This window comes from Streptomyces canarius, from assembly GCF_014650735.1.
Taxonomy (GTDB): domain Bacteria; phylum Actinomycetota; class Actinomycetes; order Streptomycetales; family Streptomycetaceae; genus Streptomyces; species Streptomyces olivaceoviridis.
The window spans coordinates 251345-267025 of record NZ_BMVN01000006.1 but is presented as its reverse complement, the minus strand read 5'-3'; the positions used below and the strand labels follow the sequence as shown (position 1 = coordinate 267025).

Genomic DNA, 15681 nt, shown 5'->3' with positions numbered 1-15681 from the left:
AGCGCCCCGAGGCGGTCAACAGCCGATCATTTTCGAACATATATTCAATTTACTGGCTCTCGGTGCGCTGGCTCCCGCGAGAGCGTGCCCGCTTCCACCGCGTGAGCAACCCGTCGGGCACCTCTTCCGCGGTGAGCGCGAAGACGAGATGGTCGCGCCAGGCGCCGTCGATGTGCAGATAACGCGGCCGGAGCCCCTCCTCGCGGAATCCGAGTTTCTCCACCACCCGCCGGCTCGGCCGGTTCTCGGGGCGAATGCAGACCTCGACGCGGTGCAGGCCGACGGTGCGGAAACAGTGGTCCACCACCAGCGCGACGGCCGTCGGCATCACCCCGCGCCCGGCCACCGCCTCGTCCACCCAGTACCCGACGTGCCCCGAGCACATCGAGCCCCAGGCGATCCCGGCGACCGTCAACTGCCCGACCAGCTGCCCCTGGTACTCGATGACGAACGGCAGCATCCGGCCCGCGTTCGCCTCGGAGCGCAAGTGCCGGACCATCTGGCGGTAGGTCGGCCGGTGCGCTATCGGCCCGCTCGGCGTGGGCGGCGGGATGGTCGCCTCCCACGGGCGCAGCCAGTCGCGGTTGCGCCGGTTCACCTCGCGCCAGACCCGCTGGTCGCGCAGCTTTATCGGCCGGAGGACGACATCGCCGTCCACCAGTACGACGGGCCAGGAAGGGGTGTTCAGCTCGCACCCCCCGTACCGCCGGGTCTCGGGTGGTCACCGCCGCAGATCTGGTCGACGGCATGGATCAGCAGGGGCTCCAGCACGGCGAGGCCGTCGCGCACCCCGCCGGTCGACCCGGGCAGGTTGACGATCAGCGTGCGCCCGGCCACTCCCGCCAGTCCCCGGGACAGCGCGGCGGTCGGCACCTTCTCCCGGCCGTACGCGCGAACGGCCTCCGCGATGCCCGGCACCTCGTGGTCGATCACCGCGCGGGTCGCCTCGGGGGTGCGGTCGGTGGGCGACAGGCCGGTGCCGCCGGTGGTGACGACGACGTCGTACCCCGAGGCGACGCCCGCGCGCAGGGCCGCTTCCACGGGGTCGCCGTCGGGGACGACCCGCGGGCCGTCGACGTCGAAGCCGAGGCTCCTGAGGCCGTCGGCGACCAGCGGGCCGCCCTTGTCCGCGTAGACGCCCGCGGCGGCCCGGTTGGAAGCGGTGATCACCAGAGCACGGTAGGTCATGTCCTGCTCCAGTCGCCCGACTTGCCGCCCGTCTTCTCCTCCACCCGTACGTCCGTGATGACCGCCCCCTTGTCGACCGCCTTGACCATGTCGATCACGGTGAGCGCGGCGACCGTCACGGCGGTGAGGGCCTCCATCTCGACGCCCGTGCGGTCCGTGGTCTTCACGGTGGCCCGGATCTCCACGGCGTCGTCCGCGACCGACAGGTCCAGTGTCACACCGGACACCGACAACGGGTGGCACAGGGGGATCAGATCCGGGGTGCGCTTGGCGCCCATGATCCCGGCGATCCGCGCGGTGGCCAGGGCGTCCCCCTTGGGCACGCCCTCGCCGCGCAGCAGCTCGACCACGCGTGGTGCGACGAGGACCCGGCCGCTGGCGCGGGCGGTGCGCGCGGTCACGTCCTTCCCGGACACGTCGACCATGCGGGCCGCGCCCGCCTCGTCGATGTGCGTCAGTCGGTCCTGCGCAGGGGCTCCGGGGGTCTCCCCCCGGGAAGGCTGGGTCATGGCTGTGGCGCTCCCGGTCCGGGCCCGGCGCGGTACGGCGCGCGGGCCTGCTGTGCGCGACACGGTACCGCCAACCGGCGGGGCTCAGCCGAGCAGGACCACCTCGACCTCGCTGCCGGGCTCGACGGACTCCGCGTCCTCGGGCACGACGATCAGCGCGTCCGCCTGCGCCAGCGCGGCGATCAGGTGGGAGCCGGCACCGCCCACGGGGGCCACCTCGCCGTCGGTGTACGTGCCGCGCAGGAACTGGCGGCGCCCCTTCGGCGAGCGCAGCGTCCCGTCGGCCTTGAGGACGGCCCGCACACGGGGCCGGTGGAGGTCCGTGACGCCCATCAGCGCGCGGATGGCGGGCCGGACGAACAGCTCGAAGGAGACGTACGACGACACGGGGTTGCCGGGCAGTGCCAGCAGCGGGGTGTGGTCGGGGCCGATGGAGCCGAAGCCCTGGGGCTTGCCGGGCTGCATGGCGAGCTTGCGGAACTCGACGCCGCTGCCCGCCTCGTCCGCGTCCCCGGCGTACGACAGCGCCTCCTTGACGACGTCGTACGCCCCGACGCTCACCCCGCCCGTGGTCACCAGCAGGTCGGCGCGGATGAGCTGGTCCTCGATGGTGGAGCGCAGGGTCTCGGCGTCGTCGGCGACGGCGCCCACCCGGTAGGCGATGGCGCCCGCGTCCCGCGCGGCGGCGGTGAGGGCGAAGCTGTTGGAGTCGTAGATCTGCCCGCCGGCCAGTCGCTCGCCGGGCTGGACGAGTTCGCTGCCGGTGGACATCACGACCACCCGCGGGCGGGGGCGCACGCGCACCGTGCCGCGGCCGATCGCGGCGAGCAGCGCGATCTGCGGCGGGCCGAGGACCGTCCCGGCCTCCAGGGCGAGGTCCCCGGCCTTCACGTCGCTGCCCTTGGCCCGCACGTGCGCGCGTGCCTCGGCGGAGCGGTACACGTGCACGTGGCCCTCGGCGCCCTCGGGGGCCAGGCTGCGCGCCCGCATGCCGCTGACCGGGCCCTCGCCGAGCCCGCCGTCGGTCCACTCGACGGGGACGACGGCCTCGGCACCGGGCGGCAGCGGCGCGCCGGTCATGATGCGCGCGGCCTGTCCGGGGCCGACCCGCACCAGGTCGGCCGCGCCGGCCGCGACGTCCCCGACGACCTCCAGGACGGCCGGGAACTCCTCCCCGGCGCCCGCCACGTCCGCGACCCGCACCGCGTACCCGTCCATGGAGCTGTTGTCGAACGGCGGCAGGGACACCGGCACCGTGACGTCGTCGACCAGGACACAGCCCTGGGCGTCGAGCAGTTGCAGCTCGATGGGTTCGAGGGGGCGGACGGTCGAGAGGATGTCCTCAAGATGCTCGTCCACCGACCACAGGTCGTCCGGGCCGGCGGGGCGGGTCGCGGCGCTGCTCAAGATTGCTGCATCTCCTCGGCTACGTAACTGCGGAGCCAGGTCCGGAAGTCCGGGCCCAGGTCCTCACGTTCGCATGCGAGTCTGACAATGGCACGCAGGTAGTCGCCACGGTCACCGGTGTCATAGCGGCGGCCCTTGAAGACGACGCCGTGCACCGGGCCGCCGACCTTCTCGTCCTGCGCGAGCTGCTGGAGCGCGTCGGTGAGCTGGATCTCGCCGCCGCGGCCCGGCTCGGTCTTGCGCAGTATGCCGAAGACGTGCGGGTCGAGGACGTAGCGCCCGATGATCGCGTAGTTCGAGGGGGCGTCCGCCGGGTCCGGCTTCTCGACCAGTCCGGTCACCTTGACCACGTCGACGTCGGCGGTGGCCTCCACCGCGGCGCAGCCGTAGAGGTGGATCTGCTCGGGCGCGACCTCCATCAGGGCGACGACGCTGCCGCCGTGCCGCTCCTGGACCTCGATCATGCGCGCGAGCAGCGGGTCCCGCGGGTCGATCAGGTCGTCGCCGAGGAGGACGGCGAAGGGCTCGTGGCCGACGTGCGGGGCGGCGCACAGCACGGCGTGCCCGAGGCCCCTGGGGTCGCCCTGGCGCACGTAGTGCATGGTGGCCAGGTCGCTGGACTCCTGCACCTTCGCGAGCCGTTCGGCGTCGCCCTTCTTCTCCAGCGCCGATTCCAGCTCGTAGTTGCGGTCGAAGTGGTCCTCAAGGGGTCGCTTGTTGCGCCCGGTGATCATGAGGACGTCGTCGAGCCCCGCCGACACGGCCTCCTCGACCACGTACTGGATCGCCGGCTTGTCTACGACCGGCAGCATCTCCTTGGGAGTGGCTTTGGTAGCCGGCAGGAACCGGGTGCCGAGGCCGGCTGCGGGAATGACAGCCTTGCTGATCCTGGGGTGGGACTGAGTCATGCCCGCAACCATATCCGGTGCCTTTGTGGGGAATCTGTGGCTCAGGTTGCTTGACCCTTATATGGCCTGCATTAGGAAGGGTGCGAGGACGACCAGTGGAACACGACGGACGTACGGGCGAGCCTGACAAGCGCGCGTTTCGGCGAGAGCTCCTCGGGGTGAGGAACAGGTTGACAGCGGATGACGTCCGCGTGGCGGGCCGCGCGCTGGCCGAGCGCGCCCTGGAGCTGCCCGAGCTGGCGCGTGGCCGCACGGTGGCGGCGTACGTCTCGGTGGGCGGCGAACCCGGCACGCTCGCCCTGATGGACGCGCTGCGCGCGCGGGGCGTGCGCGTCCTGCTCCCCGCGCTGCTGCCCGACAACGACCTGGACTGGGGGGAGTACGCCGGTCCGGACTCCCTCGCCCGGGTGCAACACGGCGGCAAGATGGCTCTTTTCGAGCCCTCCGGTCCGCGTCTCGGCCCGGACGCCGTGTCGGACGCGGACGTGGTCCTGCTGCCCGGGCTCGCGGTGGACGCGCGCGGGATGCGCCTCGGGCGCGGCGGAGGGTCGTACGACCGGGTGCTGGCCCGGCTGGAGCGCGCGGGCGCGCGCCCCCGGCTCGTGGTGCTGCTCTACGACACGGAGGTCGTCGCGCGCGTCCCGGCGGAGGCGCACGACAAGCCGGTGCACGCGGTGGTGACGCCGTCGGGAGTGCGCCGCTTCCCGCAGGGCTGACCCTTCCCCTGCAACGGGGAACGGCCCTCCACGCGCGCGTGGAGGGCCGTTCCCCGTTGTGTGCCGGTGGTCAGGGCTGGAGGACCAGGGTGTCGCTCGTGCTCTTGTCCACCGCCTTGCCCGAGAACGACCAGGGCAGCAGCTCGCCCTTGGCCCACTTGCCCGTCTGGTCCGTGTAGTGCGCGCTGAAGGCGTGCCCGGAGGCACCGCTCAGGTTGATCCACTTGGACTTGTCGAGGTCGGCGAGGTTGACGACCATCCGCATGGACGGCACCCAGACCACGTTGTAGCCGCCGGCGGCGTTCCAGCCGGTCGCGTTCACCGTCGCCTCACCGCCGCTGAGCTTCCACGGGCCGCGGTTGAGGAGGTACTGAAGAACCTTGGGGCCCTCGGTGCCGAGCGTCTGGTTCTTCAGGAACAGCCGGTGCAGACGGCCCCAGCTCCAGGTGTCGATGTCCTTGCCGAGCTTGGCGGTCAGCTCCCAGCGGGCGTCGATCATGGCGCGGGCGAAGAGCTGGTCGCGGTTCTCGGCGGCGGGACGGGTGCCCGACTTGGGCGTCTTCCACCAGTCGCTGTCCGGCTTGTCCATCAGGGTGCGCACGACCTCGAACCAGCGGTCGCCGCCGTCCGGCTGCGCCTGGTCGGCGTCGCGCTGGCCGCACTCGCGCACCTTGGTGTCGTCGTCCACCGGGCCGGTGCTGTCGATCTTGTCGACCCACAGGCACTGTCCCTTGACGCGCAGCTCCTTGGGCAGCTTGTTGCCGAACGCGAGCTTGAGGATGTTGCGCCAGACGGCGTTGAAGTACGCCGCCGCCGCGGAGTCGGCGTCCTGGGTGTAGTCCCAGCCCTCCAGCAGCTTCTGCGCCTGGCGGACCTCCGGGTCGTCCAGGTTGATCTTCAGCAGCTTGGGCACCAGGAGCTTGGCGATCTCGCTGCTGTTGTCCGTCTGCATCTGCCGCATGTCGTCGGTGGAGATCTTGCCGCCGTCCTTGATCTTGGACTCGATCAGGTCGGTGATGCGCTGGCTGCGGGTGCCGTAACCCCAGTCGGTGGTGAGGGTGTACGGGTACTTGTCCGGGTCGACCACGGCCTGGTTGGCGGTGACGATGTAGCCGCGCTCCGGGTCGTACTCGTAGGGCAGTTCGTCCTGCTTGATGAAGCCCTTCCAGCGGTACTTCGAGTCCCAGCCCGGCACCGGGACGGCGCCGGAGTCCTTGGCCGTGCGGGTGGGGATCTTGCCGGGCAGCGTGTAGCCGATGTGGTTGTCCGTGCTGGCGTAGATCAGGTTCTGCGAGGGCACGTCGAACAGGGCCGCCGCCGCGCGGAAGTCGCTCCAGTCCCCGGCCTTGTCGAGGGCGAACACGGCGTCCATGGTCGTGCCCGGGTCGAGCGCGGTCCACCGCAGGGCGATGCCGTAGCCGTCGCCGCGGTCGGGCGCGGCGGTGTTCACGGTGGCCTTCCTGCCGACCTGGACGAGTTCGTCGTCACGGTCGGACAGCAGCGGCATCCCGTCCTGGGTCTGCCGGACGACGATCGTCTTGGCCGAGCCCCCGGCGACCTTGATGGTCTCCTCGCGGGTCTTGAACGGCCGGATCTTGCCGTCGTACAGGTAGCCGTTCGCGCTGACCTTCTCCAGGTAGAGGTCGGTGACGTCGACGCCGGAGTTGGTCAGGCCCCACGCGATCTTCCCGTTGTGGCCGATGACCACACCGGGCATGCCGGCGAACGTGTAGCCGGTCACGTCGTACTGGCACTTGGCGGAGACGGTGCGGCAGTGCAGGCCCATCTGGTACCAGACGGACGGCAGGGACGCCGACAGGTGCGGGTCGTTGGCGAGCAGCGGCTTGCCGGTGATGGTGTACTTCCCGGCGACCACCCAGGAGTTGGAGCCGATGCCCTGGCCGTTCACACCGACGGCCGTGGGCAGGTCGTCCAGGACGTTGTAGAGGCCGTCCAGCTGGCTCGTGAGGCCCGAACCCGTCCCGGCCGAGGTGGAGGAGCCGGTCGTGCCCGTGGTGCCCTGAGAAGAGCCCGTGGCGCCGCCGGTCGTGCCCTGGGCGCCCGTCGTACCCGTCGTGCCGGTCGTGCCGGTCGTGCCCGTCGTGCCCGCAGCGGAGCTCGTGGCGCCGCTCTGCTGGAAGGCCTGGGTCACCGCGTCGTACTGGCCCTCCTGGACGATCGGCTTGTTGCGGCCGTAGGGGTACGCCGGGTACAGGTCCTGGATCTGCTGCGGGCCGAGGCGGCTGGTCATGAGGGCGCGGTCGATCTCGTCCTGCATGTTGCCGCGCAGGTCCCAGGCCATCGCCTTCAGCCACGAGACGGAGTCGACCGGGGTCCACTTCTCCGGCTTGTAGTCGTTGGTCAGGCCCAGGGCCGCGTACTCCAGGGAGATGTCCTTGCCGTCCTTGCCCTGGAGGTAGGCGTTGACCCCCTTGGCATACGCCTGGAGGTACTTCTTGCTGGAAGCCGACAGCTTGGTGTCGTACTCCTGCCGCGCGATCCGGTCCCAGCCGAGGGTGCGCAGGAACTCGTCGTTCTTGACCTGGCCCTTGCCGAACATCTCCGACAGGCGCCCGGAGGTCATGTGCCGGCGCACGTCCATCTCGTAGAACCGGTCCTGCGCCTGGACGTAGCCCTGCGCCATGAACAGGTCCTCGTCCGAGGACGCGTAGATCTGCGGAATGCCGTAGCCGTCCCGCTTGACGTCGACCGGCCCGGACAGGCCGTCGAGCTTGATCGAACCGGTGGTCTGCGGGAAGGAGGCACGGACGGTACTGATCGACCAGTACGCCCCGTAGGCGATGCCTCCGATGATGGCCAGGACCAGCACCAGCACGATGAGTCGGGCTTTGCGCCCCTTCTTCCTGCCGGACTTGACGGACGTGGCACCCGCTGCGGCGGTGTCACCCGTGGTGGCGGTGGTGTTGGGGGGCATCGCTGTCCTTGCTGTCCTAACGCGAGCGGCAGGTCGGGCTGTGACTTTGAATGAGCGCTGGAGCAACCATAGGCGCAGGGCCCTGTCCCGCTTGACGCGGAGTCGGGAACCAGCGCGCACGAGCGTTCGATCTTGCCTCGCCGAACGTCAAGAAATCGTCAAGAGTTAGGTAAGGTAACGAAGTAACCGAAGATCCGTGGGCCCGATCCCGGAGGAGGAACGCCCCCTGACTGTTCACCACCTCAACCAGCTCCTGCTCATCTGCTCCATCGTCCTGCTCGTCGCCGTCGCGGCCGTCCGGGTCTCGTCCCGCAGCGGGCTCCCCAGCCTGCTCGTGTACCTGGGGATCGGCGTCCTCATGGGCCAGGACGGCATCGGCCACATCCAGTTCAACAGCGCCGCGATGACCCAGGTCATGGGGTACGCGGCCCTGGTCGTGATCCTCGCCGAGGGCGGTCTGGGCACGAAGTGGAAGGAGATCCGGCCGGTCCTGCCGGCCGCCTCCGTGCTGGCGACGGTGGGAGTCGCGGTCAGCGTGGGCGTCACCGCGGCGGGCGCGCACTATCTGGTCGGGCTGGAGTGGCGGCAGGCGCTCATCATCGGGGCGGTGGTGTCGTCGACGGACGCGGCGGCGGTCTTCTCGGTCCTGCGGAAAATCCCCCTCCCCGCGCGCGTGACGGGCACACTGGAGGCCGAGTCCGGCTTCAACGACGCCCCGGTGGTCATCCTGGTCGTCGCCTTCTCCACGGCCGGCCCGGTCGAGCACTGGTACCTGCTGCTGGGCGAGATAGTCCTGGAGCTGGCCATCGGCGCGGCCCTGGGCCTCGCGGTGGGCTGGTTCGGCTCCTGGGGGCTCAGGCACGTCGCGCTGCCCGCCTCCGGTCTCTACCCGATCGCCGTGATGGCCATCGCCGTCACGGCGTACGCCGCCGGCTCCCTGGCGCACGGCAGCGGCTTCCTCTCCGTCTACCTGGCCTCCATGATCCTCGGCAACGCCAGGCTCCCCCACTGGCCCGCCACCCGCGGCTTCGCCGAGGGGCTCGGCTGGATCGCCCAGATCGGCATGTTCGTCGTGCTCGGCCTGCTGGTCACCCCGCACGAGCTGGGCGACGACATCGTGCCCGCGCTGGTCATCGGGCTGGTGCTGACGATGGTGGCCCGCCCGCTGAGCGTGGTGGTCAGCCTGGTGCCGTTCCGGGTGCCGCGGCCGGAGCGGATCCTGATGTCCTGGGCCGGGCTGCGCGGCGCCGTGCCCATCATCCTGGCGACCATCCCCATGGTGAACGGCGTCGCCGGCAGCCGCCGCATCTTCAACATCGTCTTCGTCCTGGTCGTCGTCTACACCCTCGTCCAGGGGCCCACCCTGCCCTGGCTGGCCCGCACGCTCCGGCTGGGCGAGAAGGGCGAGGCCGCCGACCTCGGCATCGAGTCGGCGCCCCTGGAGCGGCTCCAGGGGCACCTGCTGTCCGTCACCGTCCCCGAGGGCTCCCGGATGCACGGCGTGGAGGTCAGCGAGCTGCGGCTGCCGCCCGGCGCGGCCGTCACCCTCGTCGTGCGCGAGGAGAAGTCGTTCGTGCCGCTGCCCTCGACCGTGCTGCGGCACGGCGACGAACTGCTGGTCGTCGCCACCGACCCGGTCCGCGACGCGGCGGAACGGCGACTGCGCGCGGTCGCCCACGGCGGCAAGCTGGCGGGCTGGCTGGGCACGGACGGCAACCGCGGGTGAGCCCCGCGGCAATCGCAGGCGCCCCCTGCGAGCGTGCTCACTTTCACAGGGGCACAAGCCATGATCCCTGTAGTATGAAGGCACCCTGATCGAACCAACTCTGCCTGATGCAGAGCTGGCGCGACCGTATGGCGGCCGGAACATCCTTTGCGGAGGCACCGGTATCTACCGCAGTTCCGCGCAAGAGGACAGCTCTCGGCGCCCCCGCACGGGCGCGCTACCAGGCGGAAGAAAGGCACGGGCCGTGGAGTCCACGGTCACCACCGAGCCGGCGGAGAACCCGTCGACGTCGCCCCGCCCCGGATACGGACAGCTGCTGCGCACCCGCGGCGCCTGGACGTTCCTGCTCCCCGGCTTCGCCGCGCGCCAGCCGTTCGCGATGCTCACCCTCTCGATCGTGCTGCTCGTCCAGCACACCACCGGCTCGTACGGTGCCGCGGGCGCCGCCGCGGCGGCCACCGGCGTCTCCATGGCGCTGTTCGCGCCGTACGGCGGGCGCCTCGCCGACCGCTACGGCCAGCGGGCCGTACTGATCCCCGGCGTCCTGGTGCACACGCTCTCCGGCCTGTCCCTGACGGCGCTCGCGCTGGCACACGCGCCCCTGTGGGCGCTGTTCCTGGCCGCCGTCCCGACCGGTGCCTCCGTACCGCAGGTCGGCCCCATGGTGCGGGCGCGCTGGGGTGTGAAGCTCCAGGGCTCGCCCCTGATGACCACGGCGGCGGCGTTCGAGTCGGTCACGGACGAGCTGACCTTCGTCGTCGGCCCCCTGCTGGCGACCGCGTTGTGCACGGCCGTGACACCGGCCGCGGGCCTGGTCACGGAGGCCGGGCTGACCCTCGTCGGCGGTCTGCTGTTCGCCGCGCGGAAGAGCACGCAGCCGCCGGTGTCCCGGGAGAGCGGGCACGCGCGCGTGCGGCACGCCTCCGCCCTGCGCGTCCCGGGCGTGCGCGTGCTGGTCGTCACCTTCCTCGGCATCGGCTCGGTCTTCGGCGGCATGCAGGTGTCGCTCGCGGCCTTCACCGAGTCGATCGGCGAGCCCGGCCTGAACGGCGTCCTGTACGGCGTCTTCGCCGCCGGGAACATGCTGTCCGGCATCGTCTGCGGCGCGGTCGCCTGGAAGACGGCTCCGCAGCAGCGCCTCGTGATCGGTTACACGGCGCTCGCGGTGGCGGCGTCCGCCCTGTGGACGGCACACTCGGTGCTGCTGCTCGCCGCGCTCGGCCTGCTGGTCGGTATGTGCATCGCCCCGGCGCTGATCACCGGCTACACGCTGGTCGAGGGCCTGGTCCCGGCCGGCGCCCGGACCGAGGCCTTCACCTGGCTGACCGGCGCCGTCGCGCTCGGCCAGGCCGCCGCCGTCACGGTCGCGGGACAGCTGGAGGACCGGCTGTGGGGCGGCTCCGGGTTCCTGGTGCCGATGGGCGGCACCGTGCTCGCGCTGGTGACCCTGGTGACGCTGCGGTCGCGCCTGGCCGCACGGCACGGGAACCGCACGGTCGCGCGTGGCGTCGGTCACCGCGTGCCGGTCACGGTGGACTGATCCCCGGGAATACGTCACTATGGACCGTCGTTAGCACTCATCGAGTGAGAGTGCCAGGAGGAAGACAGTGCCGACCTACCAGTACCAGTGCACCGAGTGCGGCGAGGGCCTTGAGGCGGTGCAGAAGTTCACCGACGACGCCCTGACCGTGTGCCCCAACTGCAACGGCCGCCTGAAGAAGGTGTTCTCCGCAGTCGGCATCGTCTTCAAGGGCTCGGGCTTCTACCGCAACGACTCCCGCGGCTCCACGTCGAGCAGCACCCCGGCGTCGAAGCCGGCCGGCTCGTCGTCCGACGCGAAGGCGTCCTCCTCGACGTCCTCGTCCTCGTCGACGTCCTCGTCTTCGTCGAGCTCCGGCTCCGCCAGCAGCTCCGCCGCCTGACACCTCCCGTCCGGACCCTGCCGTCGCACGACGGCAGGGTCTTCGGCGTTCTCCGGCACCGGCTCCCCCACGTCGTCGCGGCCCGCTAGTGTGCTGGTCATGGCCAAAGCAGAGATCGGCGTAATCGGCGGTTCGGGTTTCTACTCCTTCCTGGACGACGTGACCGAGGTCCAGGTGGACACCCCCTACGGGGCGCCCAGTGACTCGCTCTTCCTCGGGGAGATCGCCGGCCGGAAGGTCGCCTTCCTGCCCCGGCACGGCCGTGGCCACCATCTGCCCCCGCACCGCATCAACTTCCGCGCCAACCTGTGGGCCCTGCGCTCCGTCGGCGTACGGCAGGTGCTCGGTCCGTGTGCGGTGGGCGGCCTGCGTCCCGAGTACGGGCCGGGCACCCTGCTCGTGCCCGACCAGTTCGTGGACCGTACGAAGTCCCGGGCACAGACCTACTTCGACGGGCTGCCGCTGCCGGACGGCACCGTGCCGAACGTCGTGCACGTGTCCATGGCCGACCCCTACTGCCCCACCGGGCGCGCCGCCGCGCTGAAGGCCGCCCGCGGACGGGACTGGGAGCCGGTGGACGGCGGCACGCTGGTCGTGGTCGAGGGCCCGCGCTTCTCGACGCGCGCCGAATCGCTGTGGCACCAGGCCCAGGGCTGGTCGGTGGTGGGCATGACCGGCCATCCCGAGGCGGCACTCGCCCGGGAGCTGGAGCTGTGCTACACCTCGCTGACCCTGGTCACCGACCTCGACGCGGGCGCCGAGACCGGTGAGGGCGTCTCGCACGAGGAGGTGCTGGAGGTGTTCGCGGCCAACGTGGACCGGCTGCGCGGCGTGCTCTTCGACGCGGTGGCGGCCCTTCCGGAGACCGGGGGGCGGGACTGCCTGTGCGTGAACGCGCTGGGCGGGATGGACCCGGGGTTCGCGCTGCCGTAGTGCGGGGGTGTGGGGGAGGCATAGGCCCTGTCGTTTGGATTATCCCGGTGTCGCAGGACCTGGCACGCGCATCTGCCGCGTCGTCGTCGGTCGCCGACTCCCCCACGCTCGGCTGCGCTCGCGCGGGGGACCCCCATCGCGTTGGCGCCCTCCTCCGCCTTGCAGCTGCACGCACCAGGTTCCGCTCGGCTCGGCTCGACGGCACCGCTCCTCGTAGCCGGCCTGATCCAAACGACAGGGCCTAGCGGGGGAGGCGGAGCCGGGAAGGCTGATCGGGGGAGGCCGAGCCGGGGAACGCCGAGCGGAGAAGGCCGAGCGAGGGGCTCGGTGACGTGGGGGCGCGGCGAGGCTTGGCCGCGGAGGCAGCGGGGCGGCTCAACGGCGCGCACGGCAGCGCAGCGCGACTCGGCGGCGAGGCGCGGCAGCGGGGCGCGGCGGCGCGGAACTCCTCGTTCGGGTGGGTGAGTTATCCACAATCCGTCCGTGATCCACCGGCCCCGGCGGGATCCGGCGCGAGGCGTCATCGTGGCATCGCAAGCCGAACTCCTCGTCGCAGGCGGTGACTCCCATGCCCTCGTCTCCCCTCCCGCCCTCGTCCTCCCCCTCGCTCCCGCCCTCCCCCTCCCCCTCTCCCTCCGCCTCGTTCTCCTCCACCCCGATCCCGCCCTCGCTCTCCCCCGCTCGCTCCTCGTTCCCGCCGCCGCTGCGGCCTCCGCGTCCGCTGGGCACGGATGCCCCGCCGACCCGCGAGGTGCCCCCGTTCGATCCGGTGCGGGTGCGCGGCGGGCGGTACCGGTCGCAGCGGCTCCTACGGCAGCGCGGGCGGGCCGTCGCGGCCGGGCTCGCGGTGACGGCGGTGGCGCTCGTGGCCGCGGGGCCCCGGACCGGTGCGGAACCGCACGGCACGCAGCGCGCCCACGGCCATCGGGTGGCGGAGCCCGTACGACCCCACCCGGCGGTCGAGGTGGTGACGGCGCCGGTGCGGATCGCCGACGCCGCCGCGGTACGCCTGCTGCGCTCCGGTGACCGTGTCGACGTGATCGCCGCGGAGGACCCGTCGACCGGGGCCGGCGTCCGGGTGCTGGCGCGCGGTGCACGGGTGACGGAGGTGCCGGAACCGCCGTCCGGGGCGGCCGAGAGCGGTGCGCTGGTCGTGCTGTCGGTGCCGCGGCCCACGGCGGCCCGCCTGGTCGGCGCGAGCGCCACCGCGCGCCTGGCGGTGACGCTGTGCTGAACCGGCTCATGCGCGCCCTTGGTGCCGTGGCCGGCGTATGGGCGAGGGCCTCGATCCGGTTACGGGAGTGGACACGACGTCCGCACCGTGCCGTAGGTTGCGGAGCGTTTCGTTCCACACCCTGTGCACGCGAGGAGAGTCCCCCAAGTGAGCGTGAAGAAGGATCCGGGCGTCTGGCAGGGCTTCAAGGCCTTCCTGATGCGCGGCAACGTCGTCGATCTGGCGGTCGCGGTGGTCATCGGCGCAGCCTTCACGAACATCGTCAACTCGATCGTGAAGGGGATCATCAACCCGCTGGTCGGCGCGATCGGCACCCAGAGCCTCGACAACTACAGCTCCTGCCTGAAGGACCCGTGCCGGGTGAGCGCGGACGGCACGGTCCAGAGCGGCGTGCCGATCATGTGGGGCTCCGTCCTCGGAGCCACGCTCAGCTTCCTGATCACCGCGGCGGTGGTGTACTTCCTGATGGTCCTGCCGATGTCGAAGTACCTGGCCCGGCAGGCGGCCCGGAAGGCGGCCCGGGAGGGCACCAAGGAAGTGGTCGAGGTGACCGAACTGGAGGTGCTCAAGGAGATCCGCGACGCGCTGGTCGCGCAGCGCGCGGCCGGGCACGACGAACGCTAGCGGCGCCGCCCGCGGACCGCTCAGAGGTGGTGGGGCGGCTTCTCGTCCAGGAAGCGCTTCAGGTCGGCGGCGCTGTCGCCGTCCGGGCGCTCGCCCCACCCGCGGTCGGTGTCGTCCGAGGACTGCTGGTCCAGCGGGTCGTCGAAGACCAGCGCGGGCTTCGGGTCGCGCGGCTCGGGTTCACGGGCGGTGCTCATGCCTCCAGGGTACGGCGCCTGCCGACGCCCCCGGCCTGGGGCTTTCGCCGGACCGGTGGCCCCTCCCCCGCTGGTGAAAGTCTGCACAAGATTTCGTCCCGGTTTTCTGCTGTGCTAGGAACCATGACGTCGAGTTCCCCTCCCACGCCCGCCCCCTCGGGCGCACCGAAGCCCTCCCGTCCCCTGCGGCGGCTCACCGCCCGCGAACGGGGCGAGGCGCACCGCGTCGCCTCCTCGCTGGAGCTCTTCTTCGATCTGTGCTTCGTCGTGGCGGTCGCGCAGGCGGGCGTGCAGCTGGTGCACGCCGTGGCGGCGGGCCACGCGGGCGAGGGGATCCTCAACTACGCGATGGTGTTCTTCGCCATCTGGTGGGCGTGGATGAACTTCAGCTGGTTCGCCTCGGCGTACGACAACGACGACGCCCTCTACCGGGTGGTCACGCTGGTGCAGATCGCCGGCGTCCTGGTGCTGGCCGCCGGTGTCTCCCGGGCCTCCACGCAGCACGACTTCCTCCTGGTCCTGCTGGGCTACGTGATCATGCGGCTGGCGATGGTCTGGCAGTGGCTGAGAGCCGCGAAATCGGCGCCGGGCGCGGAGCGGACCATGGCGCTGCGGTACGCGTGCGGCGTGCTGCTGTGCCAGATCGGCTGGCTCGGACTGGTGGTACTGCCCGAGCCGGCCCGCCCCTGGGTGTTCCTGGTGATGGTGGTCGCGGAACTGTGTGTGCCGCTCTACGCCGAGAGGGCCCAGAACACCTCCTGGCATCCGCACCACATCGCCGAGCGGTACGGCCTGTTCACGATCATCGTGCTCGGCGAGACGATCGCCGCGGCCACGGTGGCGGTGAAGTCGGCCGCGGACGAGCACAACGCGCTGGGCGAGCTGCTGCCCATCGCGGCGGGCGGACTGCTGATCGTCTTCTCCGCGTGGTGGATCTACTTCGTGGTGCCCATCCACGGCCACCTGCGCTCCAGTCGGCGGGCGTTCGTCTGGGGCTACGGCCACTATCTGGTCTTCGCCTCGGCGGCGGCGATCGGCGCGGGCCTGGAGGTCGCCGTGGAACAGGCGGTCGGCAAGGCGCACATCTCCACCCTGTCCGCCTCCGCCGCCGTCACCCTGCCGACGGCGCTGTACCTGCTGACCGTGTGGGCGCTGCACGCCCGGCACTTCAAGGCGGGCCTCACCCAGCAGCTGGTGCTGCCGGCCACGGCTCTGCTGGTGATCTGCTGCACCTTCCTGGGCGCCTGGGCGGTGCTCGCGGCGGGGCTGGTGTCCGCGGTCTCGGTGGCGGTCGGGGTGGTCCTGACGGCGCGCGCGTCCGGCCGGGAGCGCGCGGCGAGCGCGACCGCCGCGGCCGGCTGACCTCACGGGCAGCGCGCCGG

General features: G+C 71.6%; 15 protein-coding genes. 8 read left to right on the top strand and 7 right to left on the bottom strand.

Features of this window, described 5'->3' with window-relative positions:
- Nucleotides 1-49: 49 nt before the first annotated feature.
- The 5 genes from IE294_RS11970 to galU all read right to left on the bottom strand — a co-directional run bounded on the left by IE294_RS11970 (nucleotide 50) and on the right by galU (nucleotide 4012).
- The gene (locus tag IE294_RS11970; protein WP_189885108.1) at nucleotides 50-658 is read right to left on the bottom strand and encodes a GNAT family N-acetyltransferase; all 609 of its coding nucleotides are present in this window, start codon (nucleotides 656-658) and stop codon (nucleotides 50-52) included.
- A 26-nt stretch (nucleotides 659-684) separates the two neighbouring features.
- Entirely contained in the window at nucleotides 685-1188 is a 504-nt protein-coding gene (locus IE294_RS11965; protein ID WP_189885106.1) for a MogA/MoaB family molybdenum cofactor biosynthesis protein, read from the bottom strand.
- Nucleotides 1185-1697 carry a cyclic pyranopterin monophosphate synthase MoaC gene (gene moaC / locus IE294_RS11960; RefSeq protein ID WP_014673247.1) on the bottom strand — a complete coding sequence of 171 codons (513 nt, stop codon included), beginning with the start codon at nucleotides 1695-1697 and terminating at the stop codon, nucleotides 1185-1187. Before moaC ends, IE294_RS11965 begins: the two co-directional genes overlap by 4 nt.
- Nucleotides 1698-1781: 84 nt before the next feature.
- Nucleotides 1782-3104 carry a molybdotransferase-like divisome protein Glp gene (gene glp / locus IE294_RS11955; RefSeq protein WP_189885104.1) on the bottom strand — a complete coding sequence of 441 codons (1323 nt, stop codon included), beginning with the start codon at nucleotides 3102-3104 and terminating at the stop codon, nucleotides 1782-1784.
- Nucleotides 3101-4012, bottom strand: coding sequence for a UTP--glucose-1-phosphate uridylyltransferase GalU (galU, locus tag IE294_RS11950; RefSeq protein WP_189885102.1), 912 nt, complete (start codon nucleotides 4010-4012; stop codon nucleotides 3101-3103). Before galU ends, glp begins: the two co-directional genes overlap by 4 nt.
- Nucleotides 4013-4107: 95 nt before the next feature.
- Between galU and IE294_RS11945 the strand changes: the two genes are divergently transcribed.
- Nucleotides 4108-4728: a 5-formyltetrahydrofolate cyclo-ligase gene (locus IE294_RS11945; RefSeq protein WP_189885100.1), complete on the top strand. Its 621-nt coding sequence runs from the start codon at nucleotides 4108-4110 to the stop codon at nucleotides 4726-4728.
- A 70-nt stretch (nucleotides 4729-4798) separates the two neighbouring features.
- On the opposite strand, the gene IE294_RS11940 is transcribed toward IE294_RS11945, so the two are convergent.
- A complete protein-coding gene (locus IE294_RS11940; protein WP_189885098.1) occupies nucleotides 4799-7663 on the bottom strand; it encodes a penicillin acylase family protein in 2865 nt (954 codons plus the stop codon).
- 196 nt (nucleotides 7664-7859) lie between these two features.
- Here IE294_RS11940 and IE294_RS11935 point away from each other — a divergent pair, with 196 nt between their 5' ends.
- The 6 genes from IE294_RS11935 to mscL all read left to right on the top strand — a co-directional run bounded on the left by IE294_RS11935 (nucleotide 7860) and on the right by mscL (nucleotide 14102).
- The gene (locus IE294_RS11935) at nucleotides 7860-9389 is read left to right on the top strand and encodes a potassium/proton antiporter (RefSeq protein WP_229917136.1); all 1530 of its coding nucleotides are present in this window, start codon (nucleotides 7860-7862) and stop codon (nucleotides 9387-9389) included.
- A 244-nt stretch (nucleotides 9390-9633) separates the two neighbouring features.
- Nucleotides 9634-10929, top strand: a complete 1296-nt coding sequence (locus IE294_RS11930; RefSeq protein WP_189885096.1) for an MFS transporter — start codon at nucleotides 9634-9636, stop codon at nucleotides 10927-10929.
- 67 nt (nucleotides 10930-10996) lie between these two features.
- The gene (locus IE294_RS11925; protein WP_189885094.1) at nucleotides 10997-11311 is read left to right on the top strand and encodes an FmdB family zinc ribbon protein; all 315 of its coding nucleotides are present in this window, start codon (nucleotides 10997-10999) and stop codon (nucleotides 11309-11311) included.
- A gap of 99 nt (nucleotides 11312-11410) precedes the next feature.
- Nucleotides 11411-12244, top strand: a complete 834-nt coding sequence (locus tag IE294_RS11920; protein WP_189885091.1) for an S-methyl-5'-thioadenosine phosphorylase — start codon at nucleotides 11411-11413, stop codon at nucleotides 12242-12244.
- Nucleotides 12245-12812: 568 nt separating this feature from the next.
- On the top strand, nucleotides 12813-13478 hold the full coding sequence (locus tag IE294_RS47520) for a hypothetical protein (RefSeq protein WP_229917135.1): 666 nt from the start codon (nucleotides 12813-12815) through the stop codon (nucleotides 13476-13478).
- Nucleotides 13479-13625: 147 nt separating this feature from the next.
- On the top strand, nucleotides 13626-14102 hold the full coding sequence (gene mscL, locus IE294_RS11910) for a large conductance mechanosensitive channel protein MscL (protein ID WP_189885089.1): 477 nt from the start codon (nucleotides 13626-13628) through the stop codon (nucleotides 14100-14102).
- Between the two features lie 20 nt (nucleotides 14103-14122).
- Here the strand turns inward: mscL and IE294_RS11905 are convergent, their stop codons facing one another.
- Nucleotides 14123-14299, bottom strand: coding sequence for a hypothetical protein (locus IE294_RS11905; protein WP_014673258.1), 177 nt, complete (start codon nucleotides 14297-14299; stop codon nucleotides 14123-14125).
- 123 nt (nucleotides 14300-14422) lie between these two features.
- On the opposite strand from IE294_RS11905, the gene IE294_RS11900 reads away from it, so the two are divergent.
- Nucleotides 14423-15661, top strand: a complete 1239-nt coding sequence (locus IE294_RS11900) for a low temperature requirement protein A (RefSeq protein WP_189885087.1) — start codon at nucleotides 14423-14425, stop codon at nucleotides 15659-15661.
- Nucleotides 15662-15681 lie beyond the last annotated feature (20 nt).

Coding starts and splice junctions, on each gene's coding strand:
- IE294_RS11900 (WP_189885087.1), top strand. CDS start 14,423: ATGACGTCGAGTTCCCCTCCCACGCCCGCCCCCTCGGGCGCACCGAAG.
- IE294_RS47520 (WP_229917135.1), top strand. CDS start 12,813: ATGCCCTCGTCTCCCCTCCCGCCCTCGTCCTCCCCCTCGCTCCCGCCC.
- IE294_RS11965 (WP_189885106.1), bottom strand. CDS start 1,188: ATGACCTACCGTGCTCTGGTGATCACCGCTTCCAACCGGGCCGCCGCG.
- IE294_RS11905 (WP_014673258.1), bottom strand. CDS start 14,299: ATGAGCACCGCCCGTGAACCCGAGCCGCGCGACCCGAAGCCCGCGCTG.
- galU (WP_189885102.1), bottom strand. CDS start 4,012: ATGACTCAGTCCCACCCCAGGATCAGCAAGGCTGTCATTCCCGCAGCC.
- moaC (WP_014673247.1), bottom strand. CDS start 1,697: ATGACCCAGCCTTCCCGGGGGGAGACCCCCGGAGCCCCTGCGCAGGAC.
- IE294_RS11920 (WP_189885091.1), top strand. CDS start 11,411: ATGGCCAAAGCAGAGATCGGCGTAATCGGCGGTTCGGGTTTCTACTCC.
- IE294_RS11940 (WP_189885098.1), bottom strand. CDS start 7,663: ATGCCCCCCAACACCACCGCCACCACGGGTGACACCGCCGCAGCGGGT.